Genomic DNA, 17,891 nt, shown 5'->3' with positions numbered 1-17,891 from the left:
GGTTTCCGCCCCCGCGTTACGCCCGCGCGGTCAAATCCGCGGTGATCGCGCCGGTCAAACGGATCAGATCCTGAGGCGCCACCACCACATCCCACCCCCGCTTGCCTGCGCTGCACAGTATCCGGTCCCAGCGCATCGCCGAGGCGTCCAGCACGGTGCGCAGCCGCTTGCGCTGGCCGAACGGGGAGATCCCGCCGACCACGTATCCGGTGGCGCGCTCGGCGGCCGCGGGTTCGGCCATTCTGGTTTGGGAGGCGGCCTTGGGCACGCCCAGCGCCGCGGCGGCCGCCTTCAACTGCAGCTTCGACGGCACCGGAACCACCGCGACCGCCAGCTCGCGCGGCAGCGCGATGATCAGCGTCTTGAATACCTGCTCTGGCGCGAAATCTCCGGAATCCGACAGGTCGGTAACGACATCGAAGCGCAAAACATCGTGCGGCACACCGGCTTTCACCAACGCTGCAATGCCCGGTGTGGCGGCAGACGCCATTACGGGCCGGTGTACCCCGGCGGGTTGACGCCGTCCACCCAGAAGTCGACGCCCAGTTTCGAGCCGGGAATGCAGTCGTAGGCCGACAGGTCGGTGACGCCCGAATCCACCAGCACGTCCTCGCACAGCAGCATGTTGCCGGTGAACTCCTTGGACGGCTTGGTGAGGATGACGTAGGCCGCATCGGAGTAGATCTCGGGCTTGCGGGCACGTCCCATCGCCTCGTCGCCGCCGAGCAGGTTCTGCACCGCGGCGGTGGCCACCAGGGTGCGCGGCCATAACGTGTTGGACGCGATGCCCTCCTCACGCATCTCCTGCGCGATGCCCAACGCGCACAACGTCATACCGAACTTGGCCATCATGTACGCCGTCGGCTTCAGCCACTCCGCGCCCAGCAGCACCGGCGGGGACAGCGTGAGGATGTGCGGGTTCTCCCGGCCTTTCATGTGGGGCAGGCACGCCTGGGACACCGCGTAGGTGCCGCGCACCTGTATGCCGTTCATCAGGTCGAACCGCTTCATCGGCACCTCGGCGATGGACCCCAGGTTGATCGCCGACGCGTTGTTGACGCAGATGTCGATGCCGCCGAACTGCTCGACGGTCTTGGCCACGGCCGCCTCCACCGAATCCGGGTCGCGGACGTCCCCGACGATCGGCAGGGCCTGTCCACCGGCTTCCTCGAGTTCCTCGGCCGCGGTGTAGACCGTTCCCGGCAGCTTCGGGTGCGGCTCGGCGGTCTTGGCGATCAGCGCGATGTTGGCGCCGTCCTGTGCGGCGCGCTTGGCGATCGCCAGGCCGATACCGCGGCTGGCGCCGGAGATGAACATGGTCTTGCCCGCGAGGGGCTTGGCGTTCGACATGGCGTCACACTAACGCCCGCCCCGACCGCCGACTTCGTGGGTGCGTTGTTCGCGCTGCGCGCGCAGATGAACGGCTGCCCAGGTGCGAAACGGGCGCCACGCCTCGGACACCTCGCTCAGGCTGTGCGCGGTTCCGTAGCGTTCGGTGATCTCGTCGTCGAGGCGCGCCTCGTGCGTCGGTAGACCATCGGGGGCATTGGCTCCCCGCAGTACGACCAGTTCGGCGGCGAACGGACCGAGCCCCTTGACCTCCTGAACCGCCTGTATCGCGTGTTCGGGATCCATCGACCGCAGTGCGATGCCGTCGAGGCGCCCATCGAGTGCGGCGGCGGCCACCGCGTCCAGGTATTCGGCCTTGCGGCCGGGGAGGTCCAGCCGAAGACCGAGAAGCCGTGCCGGGGTGGGGAACGCCCCGTGGTCGCCGTGCCGGTCGACGAGTTCGGCGCGGAGCCGAGCCGCCTGCACGATCCGGATCCGCTGAGACAACACCGCCCACGCCGCAGCCTCGTATGGGGAGTGAAATCCGCACGGACGCAATCCCGGTAACTCACGCTGTGCGTCGGCGATCACAGGATCTCGCTGCGCGACATCGGGCCAACCGCGGCCGTCGACATCGAGGGCCAGGAACCGCGCCGTCTGCGCCGCCGCTTCGTCGAGGTCGCCGTCACCGGTGACGGTAATGATCGCGGTATTCCCGGACTGGGTGATTGACGCTTCGGCGCGCGACCAGTCGGCCTCAACGCGAAATACAGTCGACAGGGCGGCGGGTTCGCTGCGCGTGCCAAGGGCGGCCGGGGTGAAGCCCTCCCAGAATTTGCGACTCGTGGCCAGCGACCACGGCCCGCGGAGTTCTTGTTCGACGGTGTGAGTGCGCATCGAATCCCCATGCTCCTGTTTTCGCCCGAGTCGCCTGTAGTGCTGCTGCCTGTGAGTATCGGTGGCCGGACCGACATGTGTCGTGTGGGTGGTGGTGCGGACATCGGCGCGGAAATAGCGCGGTCATCCACGGCGTTGATCACATCGGTTTCACCTGCGGTGGAGCGGACCCGCACGGACGGTGTCGGGGTCAGCCTTTAGATTGGGAGGAGCAGCGTGGTGTCAACGGCGACGAGCCTGTTGGGCGAGGAGCGGTTGGCGGGCTTCCTTGCGAGTCCGGTGGCGCTTTCGGTGCTCTCCGGTAACACCGCCGCAGAAGGGACCGGGTTGATCGACATGGCCGACTCCAACGATGGGCTCGATGGCCTCGATGGCCTCGATGGCCTCAGGGAGCCTGAGACTCCCGCACCCCCAGCGCACGAAGAGACGGACGCGGAACTGACGGCGCGCTTCGAACGCGACGCGATCCCGCTGCTGGACCAGCTTTACGGCGGCGCCCTGCGCATGACTCGCAATCCGGCCGACGCCGAAGACCTGCTGCAGGAAACGATGGTCAAGGCCTACGCGGGCTTCCGCTCGTTCCGGGCGGGCACCAATCTCAAGGCGTGGCTGTATCGGATCCTGACCAACACCTACATCAACAGCTACCGCAAGAAGCAGCGCCAGCCTGCGGAGTACCCGACCGAGGAGATCACCGACTGGCAGCTGGCGGCCAACGCCGAGCATTCATCCACCGGGCTGCGATCGGCAGAGGTGGAGGCCCTGGAGGCGCTGCCGGACTCGGAGATCAAAGACGCGCTGGCGGCTCTGCCGGAAGAGTTCCGGATGGCGGTCTACTACGCCGACGTCGAAGGCTTCCCGTACAAGGAAATCGCCGAGATCATGGATACGCCGATCGGAACGGTAATGTCACGGCTGCACCGCGGCCGTCGGCAGCTGCGTGAGCTGTTGGCTGACGTCGCCAAGGAGCGCGGCTTCAACCGCGGTCAGCAGACGCACGAGGAGGTGTCGTCATGAGCGAGTTTCCCGGCCAGGGCGGTGCCTCGCCCGACGCCTGCCCCAACGACGAGTCCCACGGCAGCGTCGGTTGCGCCGAGGTCATCCGCCAGGTCTGGCTGCTGCTCGACGGTGAATGCGGCCCGGACACCCGCGAGCAGCTGCGGATGCACCTCGAGGCCTGTCCCGGCTGCTTCAAGCACTACGGGCTCGAAGAGCGGATCAAGGCGCTGATCGCCACCAAGTGCAGTGGTGAGAGGGCCCCAGAGGGGCTGCGAGAGCGGCTACGGCTCGAGATTCGGCGCACCACGATCATCCGGGGCACGCAGTAGGTTCCCGTCAGGCGTTCGGGCGCTTACCGTGGTTGGCCTTGCTGTGCTTGCGGTCGCGCTTCTTCCGGCCTCGTTTGGCCATGGTGAAAACCTCCGTGATTGCTGTCAAACCAGGCGCCCGGCGCCCGTTGGCGTGACGACCATCCTCTCACGAGACGGGCTGTGCAGTGTCTTCGCCCTGGTGCGGCCGACTCGGGGGCCGTGGGCCGCGGCCCGCGCCCGTCCTATGGTTCGATGTATCCGAGCCTGATGGGCCTAGAGAACGTGATGACCAGCAGTCAGCCTGCGCGAGGGCCGAAACGAGTGGGGTGAAGATGGCGGAGGATGTGCGTGCCGAGATCGTGGCCAGCGTGCTCGAAGTCGTGGTGAACGAGGGTGACCAGATCGGCAAAGGCGACATCGTCGTGCTGCTCGAGTCGATGAAGATGGAGATTCCCGTCCTGGCTGAAGTCGGCGGCACAGTGAGCAAGGTCAGCGTGTCGGTAGGCGACGTGATCCAGGCCGGCGACCTCATCGCGGTGATCAGCTAGCCGTAGGGCCCCTCGACCAAACGCCGGGGAACGACCCGGGGAGTAAACGATGTCAACTCTCGGTGACCTGCTCGCCGAACACACCATGCTGCCGGGCAACGCGGTGGACCACCTGCACGCGGTGGTCGGGGAGTGGCAGCTGCTGGCCGACCTATCCTTCGCCGACTACCTGATGTGGGTGCGCCGCGACGACGGCGTGCTGGTCTGCGTGGCGCAGTGCCGGCCGAACACGGCGCCCACCGGCCTGCTGACCGACGCGGTGGGCACCGCCGTCGGATCCGACCGGTTGCGGCTGGTGGCCGAGACGTTCGCGTCGGGCACCGCCATCGGCAACGGCGTTGCGGCACAGGAAGGTTCGTGGCTACCCGGCACCCGCGTCGAGGCCTCTCCGGTGCGTTACGGCGGCAAGGTGGTGGCCGTCCTCACCCACCATCAGACCGCGCTTGCGGCCGACCGTGCGACCGGTCAGCTGGAGATCGCCTACCGCGAGTGCGCCGCCGATCTGGTCCACATGCTCGCCGAGGGAACCTTTCCGGACGTGGGGGACGTGGTGATGTCGCGCTCGACCCCGCGGGCGGGCGATGGCTTCATCCGCCTCGACGTGCACGGAATCGTCGCCTACGCCAGTCCCAACGCGCTGTCGGCCTACCACCGGATGGGCCTGACCACCGAACTGGAGGGGCACAACCTCATTGACGTGACGCGCCCGCTGATCTCCGACCCGTTCGAGGCCCAGGAGGTGGCCGAGCACGTTCGGGATCTGGTGGCCGGCGGGCGCAGCATGCGCATGGAGGTGGACGCGGGGGGAGCCACCGTGCTGCTGCGCACGCTGCCGTTGATGGTCGACGGCACCAGCGCCGGTGCGGCGGTGCTGATCCGCGACATCACGGAGGTCAAGCGCCGCGACCGGGCCCTGATATCCAAGGACGCCACCATCCGCGAGATTCACCACCGGGTGAAGAACAACCTGCAAACGGTGGCGGCGCTGCTGCGCCTGCAGGCCCGCCGGACCGTCAACTCGGAGGGTCGCGAGGCCCTGATCGAGTCGGTGCGGCGGGTGTCGTCCATCGCGTTGGTGCACGACGCGCTGTCGATGTCGGTGGACGAGCAGGTCAACCTCGACGAGGTGATCGACCGGATCCTGCCGATCATGAACGACGTGGCGTCGGTGGACCGCCCGATCCGCATCAACCGGGTCGGCGACCTCGGTGTGCTCGACTCCGACCGGGCCACCGCGCTGATCATGGTGATCACCGAGCTGGTGCAGAACGCGATCGAACACGCCTTCGACCCGGCGGCCGAGGAAGGATCGGTGACGATCCGGGCAGAGCGCTCCGCCCGCTGGCTCGACGTGGTGGTGCACGACGATGGCCGCGGACTGCCGGAGGGATTCAGCCTGGAGACCTCCGACAGCCTCGGTCTGCAGATCGTGCGGACCCTGGTGTCGGCGGAGCTGGACGGCACCCTGGGCATGCGTGAGGCGCCCGCTCGCGGCACCGATGTGGTGCTACGCGTGCCGATCGGGCGGCGGACCCGGTTGCTGCTGTAGGCGTGCGGAGCACCCACTCGCACCTACACGCATCCACACGCAAAGATGCGGCCCCGACTTTCGTCGAGGCCGCACCGTTTTGCGCTATGTGGGTTATACCCCGCTGCGGGCCTTCGTCCGGGCGTTGCGACGCTTCAGTGCGCGCCGCTCGTCTTCGCTCATGCCGCCCCAGACGCCCGAGTCCTGGCCCGTGTTCAGCGCCCAACCGAGGCACTCTGTGGTGACCGGGCACCGATTACAGACCAGTTTCGCGTCAGCGATCTGGGCGAGCGCCGGGCCGCTGTTCCCTACCGGGAAGAACAGCTCCGGGTCTTCGTCGCGACAGACCGCCTTGTGGCGCCAATCCATACGTCTTTACTCCTCACTGAGTGCGCAGCAAGGCGCACGGCCATTTTCTTCGGCTGTTTAACGCGTACAGAAGAAAAGGAGTCCGGACTCCTACGCAAACTCTGTACGCAACCTTTTGATCGTTTCACAGGCTCAACAGATGTCAATAGTGTGAGTTCGCTCGTGGGCTATCTCACTTTGATCAACTCGTAGCCGGGCCATCACTCCGTTGTACTACACTGCACGGGCCGCGACGCCGACAATTTGTTCTCGGGACGCCATAAGGCCAGCTCAGCGCCACTTTTGCTGAGGTGGAGCGACCACCGCCAGCGCGTCCGGGACCGCCTTGAACGTCATGGTTTCGCGCACCCCGAGGTAATCGCCGTCGAACTGGCAGGCGACGGCGCCCCCCGTCGACGTAATTCGCAGGCAGGGCAGGTCGTCCTCGGTGATGAGGTGCTTGAAGTCGAAGTTGGGCCGCTTGGCGAACATCTGCCGCACGATTCGCAGGGTGGGGATGGTCTTCATGGTGGTGGGGGCGAATACCCCTAGTCCCGATTCGAAGCTGCAGCCGGGATTGGTCCAGACCGGCCGTTCGTTGGCGAAAGTCCACGGGCTGGAGTTCGACACGAACGCGAAGCTGACCCCGGGAATTGGGTCGCGGCCCGGCAGTTCGAGCGTCAGCATCGGTTCGCGACGGGTGTAGGCCCACACGGCGGGCACTGCCGCCCGGATGTAGCGCCATGCCGAAACCTTGCCGCCCTTGTCGCGTTCGGCTTCGACCGCGGCCACCACCTCGGCGTCGACGCCCATGCCGGTGTTGAACACGGCCCAGCGCTCGCCGCAGTCGATCAGGCCGATCCGTCGCCAGGTGCCGCGCCGCCGGTGGTCGTCGAGCAGCTGGATGAGCTGATTGGTGGCCGCGACCGGGTCGGTCGAGATGCCCAGCGAACGGGCCAGCACGTTCGCCGAGCCGCCGGGCACCACGGCGACTGCGGGCACGGGTCCGGTCGGAAGCGATCCCGGCCGGCCGAGCAGGCCGTTGACCACCCCGCTCACCGTGCCGTCGCCACCGTGCACGACCACCAGATCGATACCGTCCGCGACGGCCTTTTCCGCGAGCTCAGTGCCATGGCCGCGATGGTTCGTGTGTTCGACACTGAGCTCGAGGCGGCTCGTGAGCGCGTGGGCCAGCAGGTCGCGGGCGGCAGGCGTGGTGGAAGTGGCTGTGGGATTGACGATCAGCACGGCCCGCATGAGGCACGAGCTTAGGCGGTGCGACGATGCGCGCCGCGCCGCGGCGTGGGGAGGAGTGCCGCAATCGGTTCGAGTGGTGCGACGATGCGCGCCGCGCCGCGGCGTGCGGAGCAGTGCACGGCGCCCTGACTACGCTGGCGTTTGTGACGCCGCCCGCCGCCCCCGCCCCCGTTCGGCGCGCCGGCCTGATCGTTGTGTTGCAGGGGATTGCGGCGTTGGTCGTGGCGGTGGTGTTGGTGGTGCGGGGGCTCGCGGGGGCCGATCAGCAGGTAGTCAACGGCCTGGCGACGGCGGGCTGGTTCGTCGTGGTCGGTGCCGCGGTGATCGCCGCGGGTCGCGCGCTGATCCTGGGCAAGCGCTGGGGCCGCGGCCTGGCCGTCATCACCCAGCTGCTGTTGCTGCCGGTGGCGTGGTACCTCGCGGTCGGATCACATCAGCCGGAATTCGGGATCCCGGCGGGCGTGGTGGCGCTGATCGTGCTGGCGTTGCTGTTCAGCCCGGCTTCGGTGCGCTGGGCCGCCGGCCATCAGGGCGATTCCGCCAGCGCGGCCAACGGAGCCCCGGACAGCCGGTAGGTCGTCCATTCGTTCAGCGGCTCGCCGCCGATGCCGTCATAGAGCGCGATGGCATCGGCGTTCCAGTTCAGCACCGCCCAGGACAACCGCGTGTAGCCGCGCTGCAGGCATTCGGCCGCCAGCGCGCCCATCAGCGCACGGGCCAGCCCGCGCCGGCGAAACTTCGGCCGCACGAACAGGTCTTCCAGGTAGATGCCGGCCGCGCCGTCCCAGGTGGAGAAATTGAGAAACCACAGTGCCATTGCCGCGACCTCGCCGTCCAGCTCAGCCACGTGGCCATGCACCGTCGGTGGTTCATCGAAAAGCGCTGCAGCGATTTGTGTTTCAGTCACCGAGCACTGATCGGCGGCGTGTTCGAACGCGGCCAGCGCGTGGATCATCTCGGCGATCGCCGCCGCATCTTGCGGCGCGGCGCGACGGATGCGTCGGCTCATTGCTCAACTCCCAGGGCGTTGAGGATCGTGCCGAATTTCGTTGTCGTTTCGGCGACTTCCTCGTCGGGGTCGGATTCGGCGACGATACCGCCGCCCGCCCGCGCCAGCGCGACCTGCCGGTCGGCCGACAGCTCCGCGCAGCGCAGCGACACCACCCAGCGGCCGTCGCCGCGCGCGTCACACCAGCCCACCGCCCCGGCGTAGAACCCGCGGTCGCCTTCCAGCTCCGCGATCAGCCCCATCGCGGCCTCGGTCGGCACACCGCCGACCGCCGGGGTCGGGTGCAGCGCTAACGCCAAATCGATTGCGCTGCTTGATGTATCACGCAGGCGGCCGGTGATCGGCGTGCACAGATGCCAGACCGTCGCGGTGCTGCTCAACTGTGGTTCGGCGGCGATGGACAGCTCGTCGCACAGCGGCTCCAGGGCAGCCCTGATGGTCTCGACCACCAGGCGGTGCTCGTGACGGTTCTTTGCCGAGGCGGCCAGCGCGGCACCATTGGCGGCGTCGGTCTGTGGGTCGGCGGCACGCGGGGCCGAGCCGGCGAACGGCCGGCACTCGACGACCTCGCCGCTGCGCGCCACGAGAAGTTCGGGGCTGGCGCCCACCAGCGCGGTACCCGCGTATCCGTCGCCGGCGGCGGTGAGGTCGACCAGGTAACCGTAGGCCGCCGGGTCCGCGGCAATGAGCCGGGCCAGGATCGCGCGCGCATCCAGCGGGGCGTCGGCCACCAGTCGCAGGGCGCGGGCCAGCACCACCTTGTCCAGCGGGTTGTCGGCCGCGGCGAGCTGCTCGCACGCCAGCCGTATCCGGTCCCGGTAGTCGACTGGTGGCGGCACGGCTTGCGCCACCCGCACCGGCGGCAGGCCGTCGGCCGGCCAGCCAGGCGGGCCGGCCGCGGCGTTCACCGTCTCGGGCGTCAGCAACGCTGCCGGCCGGGTGACGTCGAAAGGCAAGGCGCCCAACACAATCGGAGCATCCCCGGCGCGCAACGCGGCCTGGGCGGCGCGCACGTCGTCGTAGCGTGCCCGCGCCCCGTCGGCGATGAGCGTCCCGGTGGGTCCGCACAACGCGAACAGCGGCTCGGGATTCACTTGACGGTCAGCCCGAGCGCACCGAGCTGGCGAATGCCGTGCTCGAACCCGCAGACCGCGATCGACGCGGTGGGCATCCCGAAGCGCTTCCCTTCATCCAGCGGCAGTTCGAGCCAGCGGGTGATCACCGCGCGGGAGAAGTGGCCGTGGCTGACGAACAGCACGTCGCGCGTCGCCATGTGCTCCAACGCCAGCGCCATGGCGGCGTCGGCGCGATCGCTGACCTGCGCGACGCTTTCGCCGCCCGGGCAGCCGTGCGTCCACACCAGCCAGTCGGGGTCGGTTTCATGGATCTGCGGGGTCGTGAGGCCCTCGTATGAGCCGTAATTCCACTCGGCGATCAGCGGCGAGACCTCGTCGACGCTGATGTCAGCCAGCCGGGCCGTGTCCAACGTCCGTGTGCGCGGGCTGCTGACCACCAGCACGTCCTGGAGGTTGAGCTCACTGAGCACGCGGCCGGCGAGCATGGCCTGCGCCCGTCCCAGGTCGGTCAGGTCGATCTCGCTGCTGCCGGTGTGCTGGCCTGACTTCGACCACTCGGTCTCGCCGTGGCGCAACAGCACCAGACGATGGTTGTGCAAGCCCATATCGATCGATTCTGCCGGACGACTCGCGGTGGTTGGTCAGACAGGAGCGCACCGCGCGCGCGCATGCCAGGATGGCACTGTTAACCGCACGCGACGATGCAGTGGGGAGGCAGCGATGAGGTGGCGGCGCCGGTGAGTAAGACGCGGGTATTGGCGGTGGCCAACCAGAAGGGCGGTGTCGCCAAGACGACCACGGTCGCGTCGCTGGGGGCGGCGATGGTGGACGAGAAGAAACGGGTGCTGCTCGTCGACCTCGATCCGCAGGGCTGCCTGACCTTCTCGCTGGGCCACGACCCCGACAAGCTACCGGTCTCCGTGCACGAGGTGCTGCTGGGCGACGTCGAACCCAACGCCGCGCTGGTCGACACGGCGGAGGGAATGACGTTGCTGCCGGCCAACATTGACCTGGCCGGCGCCGAGGCGATGCTGCTGATGCGGGCCGGTCGCGAATACGCGCTCAAGCGCGCGCTGGCCAAACTCGAAGACCTGTTCGACGTGGTGATCATCGACTGCCCGCCGTCGCTGGGCGTGCTCACCCTCAACGGGCTGACGGCGGCCGACGAGGTGATCGTGCCGTTGCAGTGCGAGACCCTCGCGCACCGCGGGGTCGGTCAGTTCCTGCGCACCGTCGCCGACGTCCAGCAGATCACCAACCCGCAGCTGCGACTGCTCGGCGCCCTGCCGACGCTGTATGACTCGCGCACCACCCACACCCGCGACGTCCTGCTCGACGTCGCCGACCGGTACAGCCTGCCGGTGCTCGCCCCGCCGATTCCGCGCACGGTGCGATTCGCCGAGGCCAGCGCATCGGGCTCGTCGGTGATGGCCGGTCGCAAGAACAAGGGCGCGAAGGCATACGCGGATCTGGCGGCGGCGCTGCTCAAGCACTGGAAGAGCGGCAAGCCCCTGCCGACGTACGCCGTCGAGGCTTAACGGCGATCGCAAGCGCGGCGTAGCCGGGCGCAGCGGGTCGTCGTCATCTGGCCCAGCGGCGATCGCAAGCGCGGCGTAGCCGGGCGCAGCGGGTCGTCGTCATCTGGCCCAGCGGCGGCCGTCAGCCCAGCGCCACCAGGGTGTCGCCGCGCTGCTCGAGCACCCGCGACCCCGTCACGGCCGGGAACACCGGTTTGCCCGCGGGTGGGGCGCTGGTCGAGCGGTCCACCGGTATGTAGCGCTCGTTGGCGCCGCTGAACGGGTCGTAGATCCCGATGGCGCCAGTGACCGGCACCAGCAGCCGGCCCGCCATCATCACCCCGGGCCCCAGCGGCGCCGTCGTGCCGCCCGCGGCGATGGTGTAGCGCAACGCCAGCGTGTTCGCGTCGAAGACCATCAGCGAATCACCGGTCCACCAGGTGATCAGGCTGCCCGGATGGGAAACCGCTGCCGAGCGAGACGGCGGCTTGGGCAGCGGGGTGCTCGCCACGGTGGCGCCGGTCTCGTCGATGACGTCGACTCGGGGGTGCGGCGCCGGCAGGTACACCGCCGTGGTGTTCTCCGCGACGGTCAGCACCCGCGCGCCTGAGTCCGGCGCGATGCCCGGTTCGGCCACGATGTGTTGCTGGGGTTCGTCGTCGTCCTTTCCCGGGCGCAGCAGCACCAACCGCAGGTCGGCGTGATTCGCGCAGCTCTCCAGCACCGATACCGCCTGGGAGTTGGCCGCGGCCGAGATCAGCCTGCACCCGGAGTGCAGCCCGCGCGTCGACGGTTTCACCCGCGCGTCGGTCTCGCCGTAGACCAGCATCCGGACCATGTCCGAACGCCACAGCTCCAGCCGAGTGTCGCCGACCGACAGCACCGTCATGCCGTCGGAGGACAGCCGCACCCGCGGATCGGCGTAACCGCTGCGGGCGGGCCCGCGGCGACCGGTGGAGCCGTCCAGGGTGCTCACCTGCCCGCAGCCGCGGTCGTCGCGGTAGACGCCGACGGCGTAGCGGTACAGCCAGGTGACTCCGCACAGGTCGGTGCCGCGGGAGTAGCTCCAGCGGGACTGGCCGGTGTCGGGATCGCGCCCGTCGATCCGGCGGCCGCCGGCGGTGATCACCTCACCGCCGGCCACCACCGGGGCGGTAGTGGCCGGACTGGCGGCGCTCCACAGCTGCTTGAGCGCGGCAGGCACGTCGCGGGCCGGGGTCGGGTTGGGCGCCGGGACGGCCGCGGGCCGGCTGGTGGTGGCCCGGGCGTCGCTACTCCACCAGATCAACGCCGCCACCGTGGCGACGACGACCACGATGGCAGCGGCGGCGAGCAGGTCACCCTTGGTCCGGCGCTCGGGTCTGACCATGCGCGGGCGCGGGGATTTAGTTGCTCTGCGTGGCGGCCGCCGCGGTGGCGGCCTGCCCTTCGGCGGGCTTGCGACGGCGACGGCGGCGCCGGGTGGAGCCCGCGTTGCCGGGGGGAGCGGCGGCCGGGGTCTCCGCGGCGGCCTCGCCGTTGGCGCTTGCGGCCCCGGTGCCCGACGGATGCGACGTGACGGGCTGACCACCACGGGTGCGGCGGCGGGCGCCGGAGCGCCGCGCGGGCTTCTCCGACTTCTGCTCCGGTTTCTTGCCGTCCCGATCGCTGCTGCGGCGCTGGCCCCGCGGCTTGCGGGCCGTACCCACCGTGCCGCCTACCTCAGCGGGAATGCCCATCTCGGTGTACAGGTGCGGGGAGTTGGAGTAGGTCTCGGCCGGCTCCGGGGTCTGCAAGCCCAGCGCCTTATCGATCATCGCCCAGCGGGGCAGCTCGTCCCAGTCGACCAGGGTGACCGCGATTCCGGTCTTGCCGGCGCGGCCGGTGCGTCCGATGCGGTGCACGTAGGCCTGCTCGTCCTCGGGGATCTGGTAGTTGATGACGTGCGTGATGTCGTCGATGTCGATGCCGCGCGCGGCGACGTCGGTGGCGACCAGCACGTCGATCTCGCCGGTGCGGAAGGCCTTCAGTGCCTTCTCGCGAGCGATCTGACCCAGGTCACCGTGCACTGCTCCAACCTTGAAGCCCCGCTCGGCCAGCTCGTCGGCCACCTTCTGCGCGGTGCGCTTGGTGCGGGTGAAGATCATCGTCGCGCCCCGGCCCTCGGCCTGCAGGACGCGGCTGACCAGCTCCACCTTGTCCAGGGCGTGGGCCCGGTAGACGTACTGGACGGTGGTGTCGTGGGTGGCCGCCGAGTGCGGCGCCTCCGCCCGGATGTGGGTGGGCTGGTTCATGAAGGTGCGGGCCAGCGTGATGATCGGGTCCGGCATGGTCGCCGAGAACAGCATGGATTGCCGGTCGGTCGGGATCTGGCGCAGGATGCGCTCGATGTCGGGCAGGAAGCCCAGGTCGAGCATCTCGTCGGCCTCGTCGAGCACCAGCACCGACAGCCCGCCCAGTTGCAGGTGATTCTGTTGGCTCAGGTCAAGCAGCCGGCCCGGCGTGCCCACCACGACGTCGGCACCGGCGCGCAGCGCCTCGATCTGCGGCTCGTAGGGGCGTCCGCCGTAGATGGGGACCACGGACAGCGCCCTTTCGGGGCCGGCATCGCCCTTCTGGGCGGTCAGGTGCTTGGCGGCCAGCGTCAGGTCATCGGTGACCTGCAGGCACAGCTCGCGGGTGGGCACCACGATGAGCGCCCGTGGTGTGCCGTTCAGCGGCCGTGCGGCGGTGCCGGCCGTGATGCGTTGCAGCAGCGGCACGCCGAAAGCGAAGGTCTTGCCCATCCCCGTACGGGCCTGCCCGATCAGGTCGTCGCCGGCCAGCGCCATCGGCAGGGTCAGCTCTTGGATCGCAAAAGGGCTTTCGATCCCCTTTTCGGCGAGCGCGCGCACGATTTCGTCGCGGACGCCGAGCTGGGCGAATGTTGGTTGGGGGGTTGGTTCAGTTGTGTCGGTGAGTGTGGTCATGCGTGGGTGAGTAGCCTCTCGGTGACGTATCGGTTTGTCGGTATTTCTCTGTCGCGGTCACGCGCGCACGAGTTACGACTCCGAATACGTCGCCGAGTCGCCGGCCCTGCCTCAGTCTGGGAAGGTCCCGTCAGGGCGGGCCAGCTGTGCACGCACATTTCGCCGATAGCGGCCTGAAGAACAATTACGGCACAAAAACAACCGCCATCTACCTACATGATAGCTGGTCGACAGCCGGCTCCCATTTTGCGCCAAGTCAGCCGACTACAGTGTTGCCATGACCCGGCCCTCCAGCCAGCCCGCCGCTGCCGACCAGCTAGCCGATTCGCCCTCCCCGCGGCTGTCGGCCGACCACCCGGGTGTCAACGAGTTGTTCGCGGTCCTGGCCTACGGCGAGATCGCCGCGTTCTACCGGCTCACCGACGAGGCGCGGATGGCCCCTGACCTGCGCGGACGCATCTCGATGGCGAGTATGGCGGCCGCCGAGATGCAGCACTACGAGCAGCTCCGCGATGCGCTGGAAAGCCGCGGTGTCGACGTAGTGTCGGCGATGTCCAAATACGTCTCGGCCCTGGAGAACTACCACCGGCTGACCATGCCCAGCACATGGCTGGAGGCCTTGGTGAAGACCTATGTAGGGGACGCCCTGGCGGCCGATTTGTACCTGGAGATCGCCCACGGCCTGCCCGACGAGGTCGCCCACGTCGTCCGCGCGGCGTTGTCAGAAACCGGGCACTCGCAGTTCGTCGTGGCCGAGGTGCGGGCCGCGGTGACGTCCAGCGGCAAGCAGCGCAGCCGGCTGGCGCTGTGGTCGCGCCGGCTGTTCGGCGAAGCGATCACGCAGGCCCAGTACCTGCTGGCCGACCACGACGAGCTGGTCGACCTGGTGATGTTGGGCGCCGGCGGGCTGGGCCAGCTCAACGCGTTCTTCGACCGCATGCAACAGACGCACGACCGGCGCATGCACGAGCTGGGCCTGAGCTGAGGGCAGCGAGTCCCGCCGCGGGACTCAGCTCGCGCAGGTCGCCATGTTCGAGACGTTGGACGCGATGACCCGCTGACCGGCGGCGTTGAAGATCGAGCAGCTGAGGCGGCCGTAGAAGCTGGTCGCCACCACGGATTCGGTCTCCACGCCCGGATTCAGCACCACCGCCCTCGACCACGGCAGCGAGACGTTGAACTCGGTCTGCGGCACGCCCCGAGCGTCGGTGTAGACGATGTTCACCAGGTCCAGCAGCTGCTTGGTTCCGTTCACGCTGTAGATGACGGTGCGCGGATTGAGCGCGGCCGCCGGCGGCGCGGCCGCGAGCGGGGGCGCGACGGTCGGCGCGGCCACCGCGGGCGGGGCGATGGACGGCGCGGCGCTGGGCGTGGTGACCGTCGTGACGGTCTCGGGTGGCAACTGGGCGGGGCCGGGGGCGGCGCGGGGCGGTACGGATGCCTTGGTCGTCGCCGGTGCCGAGGTCACCGGGTGGGGGGCCGGCGCACCCACCGTGGCCTTGGTCGACGCGCTGTCGCCGCTGTTGATGATGACGGCGGTGGCGATGGCGCCCAGGGCGACGACCGCGCCCAGCACTGCCGTGGCGGGGCGCCAGCGCGAATCGGCCGGCCAGCCGGTCCAGTTGTAGTCGTCGTTCAGGTAGGGATCGGTGTCGCAGGCGTCGTCGTCTGCCGGGTAGTCCCGGATCCTTTCGTCGTCAATGTGCGGCAGTGTGGTACTCATGGTGCCGAAGTTAGCGATGTGAAAGCACGGGAACGTGCATCGCCCGGGTGGCGGAGACAACCTGCAAGCGAATCGTTACCGGGCTGCGACCCCGCGTTTCGCTGACCGCGAAGTCTGGGACGCCGGGGCGGTGGCGTTCAGTCGCGTCCACTAGCCTGCGTCTGACAGGTGCCGGCACTGCAACACCTGCGCAAGGCTGCACGACCCAGGGAAGGGGTGACCGTGGAGGTCAAGATCGGTATCACGGAGAGTCCGCGCGAGCTGGTCCTTGCCAGCGCCCAGACGCCCGCTGAGGTCGAGGAACTGGTGAGCGCCGCGCTGAGCGACGGGTCGGGTCTGCTGCGCCTGAGCGACGAGCGGGGTCGCCGCTTCCTGATCCACACCGCCAAGATCGCCTACGTCGAGATCGGCGCCGCCGACGCGCGCCGGGTGGGCTTCGGGATCAGCGCCGAATCCGGCAAACACGCCGGCAAGGGGTCTTAAGAGCGGGCAAGCGGCACGTGTGACAGTCCGCCCCAGGCGAACTGGACGGTGCCCTCGACCGCGTCCGCCTTGGAGATCGGGCGGTCGGAGTCCAGCCAATACCGCGCGCAGTCGACGCTGATGCCGACCAGGCCGACCGCGATCATCCGGGCCCGGTGCGGGTCCAGCCCGGAGTCCTCGCTGATCAATGCGAAGACCGCGTCGATGCAGGCTTCGGTGGCAACGCGAACCTGGGCGGCCACCTCGGGTTCGGTGACGTAGTCGTTTTCGAAGATCAGCCGGTAGCCCTGGCTGTCGTGCTCGATGAAATCGAAAAACGCCTGCACCGCGGAGTGCAGCCGGCGCCGGTTGTCGGTGGTGGTGCTCAACGCATTCTGAACGCCCGAGACCAGGTTCTCCACGTGTCGCGCCAGTACGGCCAGGTACAGCTCAAGCTTGCTCGAAAAGTGTTGGTATAGAACAGGTTTGCTGACTCCGGCCCGATCGGCGATCTCGTCCATGCCTGCCGCGTGGTAGCCCCGGTCGACGAACACGTCACTGGCCACGATGAGTAATTGGCCGCGCCGCTCGTCGCGGGGCAACCGGTTGCCCCGCCGGTTCGAAACCGCGGCTCCGTCTGCCGGCCGACCGCGGTCAGCCGATCTGACGGCGCGGCGCGCCGGCACCTTGGCGAGTTCGCTCATCGATTCCTCATCTGATTGTCGGCGGCGGCCCAGCAGTAAAGCGGGGTCAGCCGCTCGCAGCCCGTGGATGTACCTTACTACCCGCCCGCGTGATGCGACCGCCGCCGCCGTCGTCGTCGCAGGCAGAAGCGGTGTCGGAGGGCGGATTCGGGCGCGCCACGAATGGCAGGGGTCGCCAGTTGTGTAATCCTGGGGAAATGACGTCCCCGCAGCCGCCGCGCAACACGGGTCGAGTGCCGGTGTTGCGCGACGAGTGGCGAGAGCCCCTGCGGGCGCTGCGCGATCCCCTGGCGTCCGAAGCCGGGCGGCCCCGGGCCGACCGCGAGCGGCCGCGACAGTGGCGCAAACAAACCTGGTTGGGACGCTTCGTCTCCACCTACGGGTGGCGTGCGTATGCCCTGCCCGTCCTGGTGGTGCTCACCGCGATCGTCATGTATCAGACGGTGACCGGTACCGGCGCGTCCAAACCGATGGCCGACCAGCCCATCCAGAGTCCGCCCGCGATCGGCGCCGTGGGCACGACGATCATCGACGCCCCGCCGCGCGGGCTCGCCGCGTTCGACGCCAACCTGCCGGCGGGGACGCTGCCCGATGGCGGTCCGTTCACCGAGGCGGGCGACAAGACGTGGCATGTGGTGCCTGGCGCCACGCCCCAGATCGGCCAGGGCACGGCAAAGGTGTTCCGCTACACCGTCGAAGTGGAGAACGGCATCGACCCGACCATGTTCGGCGGCGACGACGCTTTCGCCCAGATGGTCGACCAGACGCTGGCCAATCCGAAGGGGTGGACGCACAACCCGCAGTTCGCCTTCATCCGCGTCGACGGCAGCGCTGCGAGCAAGCCCGACTTCCGGATCTCTCTGGTGTCGCCGGTGACGGTGCGCGAGGGGTGTGGCTACGAGTTTCGGCTCGAGACCTCGTGCTACAACCCGGTTTTTGGCGCCAACCGCGAGGCGCGGGTGTTCATCAACGAGGCGCGCTGGATCCGGGGCGCGGTGCCCTTCGAGGGGGACATCGGTTCCTACCGGCAGTACGTGATCAACCACGAGGTCGGCCACGCCATCGGATACCTGCACCACGAGCCGTGCGAGCAGCAGGGCGCCCTGGCTCCGGTGATGATGCAGCAGACGTTCTCCACGTCGAACAATGACGCCGCCCAGTTCGACCCCGACGTTGTCAAGGCCGACGGGAAGACGTGCCGGTTCAATCCCTGGCCGTACCCGATCGCCTAGCCC

The 17,891-nt window shown here is 68.8% G+C and carries 22 protein-coding genes; 9 read left to right on the top strand and 13 right to left on the bottom strand.

What is annotated here, in order from left to right; all coding sequences use genetic code 11:
- Positions 1 to 16: 16 nt before the first annotated feature.
- Genes OQ789_RS22515 through OQ789_RS22505 form a run of 3 tightly spaced genes read right to left on the bottom strand, consistent with a single transcriptional unit; the run spans position 17 to position 2,226 of the window.
- On the bottom strand, positions 17 to 490 hold the full coding sequence (locus tag OQ789_RS22515) for an aminoacyl-tRNA deacylase (protein ID WP_324688381.1): 474 nt from the start codon (positions 488 to 490) through the stop codon (positions 17 to 19).
- Positions 490 to 1,350 (bottom strand): NAD(P)-dependent oxidoreductase, encoded by an 861-nt coding sequence (locus tag OQ789_RS22510; protein ID WP_324688380.1) that lies wholly within the window; start codon positions 1,348 to 1,350, stop codon positions 490 to 492. Before OQ789_RS22510 ends, OQ789_RS22515 begins: the two co-directional genes overlap by 1 nt.
- A 9-nt stretch (positions 1,351 to 1,359) precedes the next feature.
- Positions 1,360 to 2,226, bottom strand: a complete 867-nt coding sequence (locus tag OQ789_RS22505; RefSeq protein ID WP_324688379.1) for a DNA-3-methyladenine glycosylase 2 family protein — start codon at positions 2,224 to 2,226, stop codon at positions 1,360 to 1,362.
- Between the two features lie 336 nt (positions 2,227 to 2,562).
- On the opposite strand from OQ789_RS22505, the gene OQ789_RS22500 reads away from it, so the two are divergent.
- Together OQ789_RS22500 and rsrA are read left to right on the top strand one after the other, a co-directional pair.
- Positions 2,563 to 3,243, top strand: a complete 681-nt coding sequence (locus tag OQ789_RS22500) for a sigma-70 family RNA polymerase sigma factor (RefSeq protein ID WP_324688404.1) — start codon at positions 2,563 to 2,565, stop codon at positions 3,241 to 3,243.
- Entirely contained in the window at positions 3,240 to 3,554 is a 315-nt protein-coding gene (rsrA, locus tag OQ789_RS22495) for a mycothiol system anti-sigma-R factor (RefSeq protein WP_324688378.1), read from the top strand. The genes OQ789_RS22500 and rsrA overlap by 4 nt, the downstream gene beginning before the upstream one ends.
- Before the next feature lie 7 nt (positions 3,555 to 3,561).
- Here rsrA and OQ789_RS26060 read toward each other — a convergent pair whose 3' ends face one another.
- The gene (locus OQ789_RS26060) at positions 3,562 to 3,636 is read right to left on the bottom strand and encodes a 50S ribosomal protein bL37 (protein ID WP_011728008.1); all 75 of its coding nucleotides are present in this window, start codon (positions 3,634 to 3,636) and stop codon (positions 3,562 to 3,564) included.
- 232 nt (positions 3,637 to 3,868) lie between these two features.
- On the opposite strand from OQ789_RS26060, the gene OQ789_RS22490 reads away from it, so the two are divergent.
- Together OQ789_RS22490 and OQ789_RS22485 are read left to right on the top strand one after the other, a co-directional pair.
- The gene (locus OQ789_RS22490) at positions 3,869 to 4,084 is read left to right on the top strand and encodes a biotin/lipoyl-binding carrier protein (RefSeq protein ID WP_007773063.1); all 216 of its coding nucleotides are present in this window, start codon (positions 3,869 to 3,871) and stop codon (positions 4,082 to 4,084) included.
- A gap of 49 nt (positions 4,085 to 4,133) precedes the next feature.
- Entirely contained in the window at positions 4,134 to 5,633 is a 1,500-nt protein-coding gene (locus tag OQ789_RS22485) for a sensor histidine kinase (protein ID WP_324688377.1), read from the top strand.
- Between the two features lie 93 nt (positions 5,634 to 5,726).
- On the opposite strand, the gene whiB1 is transcribed toward OQ789_RS22485, so the two are convergent.
- Both whiB1 and OQ789_RS22475 read right to left on the bottom strand, forming a co-directional pair.
- The gene (gene whiB1, locus OQ789_RS22480; protein ID WP_003874607.1) at positions 5,727 to 5,981 is read right to left on the bottom strand and encodes a transcriptional regulator WhiB1; all 255 of its coding nucleotides are present in this window, start codon (positions 5,979 to 5,981) and stop codon (positions 5,727 to 5,729) included.
- 270 nt (positions 5,982 to 6,251) lie between these two features.
- Positions 6,252 to 7,217: a diacylglycerol/lipid kinase family protein gene (locus tag OQ789_RS22475; RefSeq protein ID WP_324688375.1), complete on the bottom strand. Its 966-nt coding sequence runs from the start codon at positions 7,215 to 7,217 to the stop codon at positions 6,252 to 6,254.
- A gap of 143 nt (positions 7,218 to 7,360) precedes the next feature.
- On the opposite strand from OQ789_RS22475, the gene OQ789_RS22470 reads away from it, so the two are divergent.
- A complete protein-coding gene (locus OQ789_RS22470; RefSeq protein WP_324688403.1) occupies positions 7,361 to 7,792 on the top strand; it encodes a hypothetical protein in 432 nt (143 codons plus the stop codon).
- Here OQ789_RS22470 and OQ789_RS22465 read toward each other — a convergent pair.
- Genes OQ789_RS22465 through OQ789_RS22455 form a run of 3 tightly spaced genes read right to left on the bottom strand, consistent with a single transcriptional unit; the run spans position 7,744 to position 9,907 of the window.
- Complete coding sequence (locus OQ789_RS22465) at positions 7,744 to 8,226, bottom strand: GNAT family N-acetyltransferase (protein WP_324688374.1); 483 nt, start codon at positions 8,224 to 8,226, stop codon at positions 7,744 to 7,746. The two genes, OQ789_RS22470 and OQ789_RS22465, sit on opposite strands and share 49 nt — an antisense overlap.
- A complete protein-coding gene (locus OQ789_RS22460) occupies positions 8,223 to 9,320 on the bottom strand; it encodes an isochorismate synthase (RefSeq protein ID WP_324688373.1) in 1,098 nt (365 codons plus the stop codon). Before OQ789_RS22460 ends, OQ789_RS22465 begins: the two co-directional genes overlap by 4 nt.
- On the bottom strand, positions 9,317 to 9,907 hold the full coding sequence (locus OQ789_RS22455; protein ID WP_324688372.1) for an acid phosphatase: 591 nt from the start codon (positions 9,905 to 9,907) through the stop codon (positions 9,317 to 9,319). Before OQ789_RS22455 ends, OQ789_RS22460 begins: the two co-directional genes overlap by 4 nt.
- A 132-nt stretch (positions 9,908 to 10,039) precedes the next feature.
- On the opposite strand from OQ789_RS22455, the gene OQ789_RS22450 reads away from it, so the two are divergent.
- The gene (locus OQ789_RS22450) at positions 10,040 to 10,840 is read left to right on the top strand and encodes an AAA family ATPase (protein ID WP_324688371.1); all 801 of its coding nucleotides are present in this window, start codon (positions 10,040 to 10,042) and stop codon (positions 10,838 to 10,840) included.
- Between the two features lie 121 nt (positions 10,841 to 10,961).
- Here the strand turns inward: OQ789_RS22450 and OQ789_RS22445 are convergent, their stop codons facing one another.
- On the bottom strand, positions 10,962 to 12,188 hold the full coding sequence (locus OQ789_RS22445; RefSeq protein ID WP_324688370.1) for a hypothetical protein: 1,227 nt from the start codon (positions 12,186 to 12,188) through the stop codon (positions 10,962 to 10,964).
- Between the two features lie 16 nt (positions 12,189 to 12,204).
- Positions 12,205 to 13,767, bottom strand: a complete 1,563-nt coding sequence (locus tag OQ789_RS22440; protein WP_324688369.1) for a DEAD/DEAH box helicase — start codon at positions 13,765 to 13,767, stop codon at positions 12,205 to 12,207.
- A gap of 277 nt (positions 13,768 to 14,044) precedes the next feature.
- Between OQ789_RS22440 and OQ789_RS22435 the strand changes: the two genes are divergently transcribed.
- Entirely contained in the window at positions 14,045 to 14,752 is a 708-nt protein-coding gene (locus OQ789_RS22435; protein WP_324688368.1) for a ferritin-like fold-containing protein, read from the top strand.
- A 24-nt stretch (positions 14,753 to 14,776) separates the two neighbouring features.
- Here the strand turns inward: OQ789_RS22435 and OQ789_RS22430 are convergent, their stop codons facing one another.
- The gene (locus OQ789_RS22430) at positions 14,777 to 15,490 is read right to left on the bottom strand and encodes an MmpS family transport accessory protein (protein ID WP_324688367.1); all 714 of its coding nucleotides are present in this window, start codon (positions 15,488 to 15,490) and stop codon (positions 14,777 to 14,779) included.
- 222 nt (positions 15,491 to 15,712) lie between these two features.
- Here OQ789_RS22430 and OQ789_RS22425 point away from each other — a divergent pair, with 222 nt between their 5' ends.
- On the top strand, positions 15,713 to 15,973 hold the full coding sequence (locus OQ789_RS22425) for a DUF3107 domain-containing protein (RefSeq protein WP_324688402.1): 261 nt from the start codon (positions 15,713 to 15,715) through the stop codon (positions 15,971 to 15,973).
- On the opposite strand, the gene OQ789_RS22420 is transcribed toward OQ789_RS22425, so the two are convergent.
- Positions 15,970 to 16,656, bottom strand: a complete 687-nt coding sequence (locus tag OQ789_RS22420; protein WP_324688366.1) for a TetR/AcrR family transcriptional regulator — start codon at positions 16,654 to 16,656, stop codon at positions 15,970 to 15,972. The two genes, OQ789_RS22425 and OQ789_RS22420, sit on opposite strands and share 4 nt — an antisense overlap.
- Before the next feature lie 92 nt (positions 16,657 to 16,748).
- Here OQ789_RS22420 and OQ789_RS22415 point away from each other — a divergent pair, with 92 nt between their 5' ends.
- Positions 16,749 to 17,888: a DUF3152 domain-containing protein gene (locus OQ789_RS22415; RefSeq protein ID WP_324688401.1), complete on the top strand. Its 1,140-nt coding sequence runs from the start codon at positions 16,749 to 16,751 to the stop codon at positions 17,886 to 17,888.
- Positions 17,889 to 17,891: the final 3 nt, after the last annotated feature.

This window comes from Mycobacterium sp. 94-17 (assembly GCF_035617725.1).
Lineage (GTDB): Bacteria > Actinomycetota > Actinomycetes > Mycobacteriales > Mycobacteriaceae > Mycobacterium.
The sequence above is the reverse complement of the archived record's forward strand: the minus strand, read 5'-3'. Positions and strand labels throughout refer to the sequence as shown.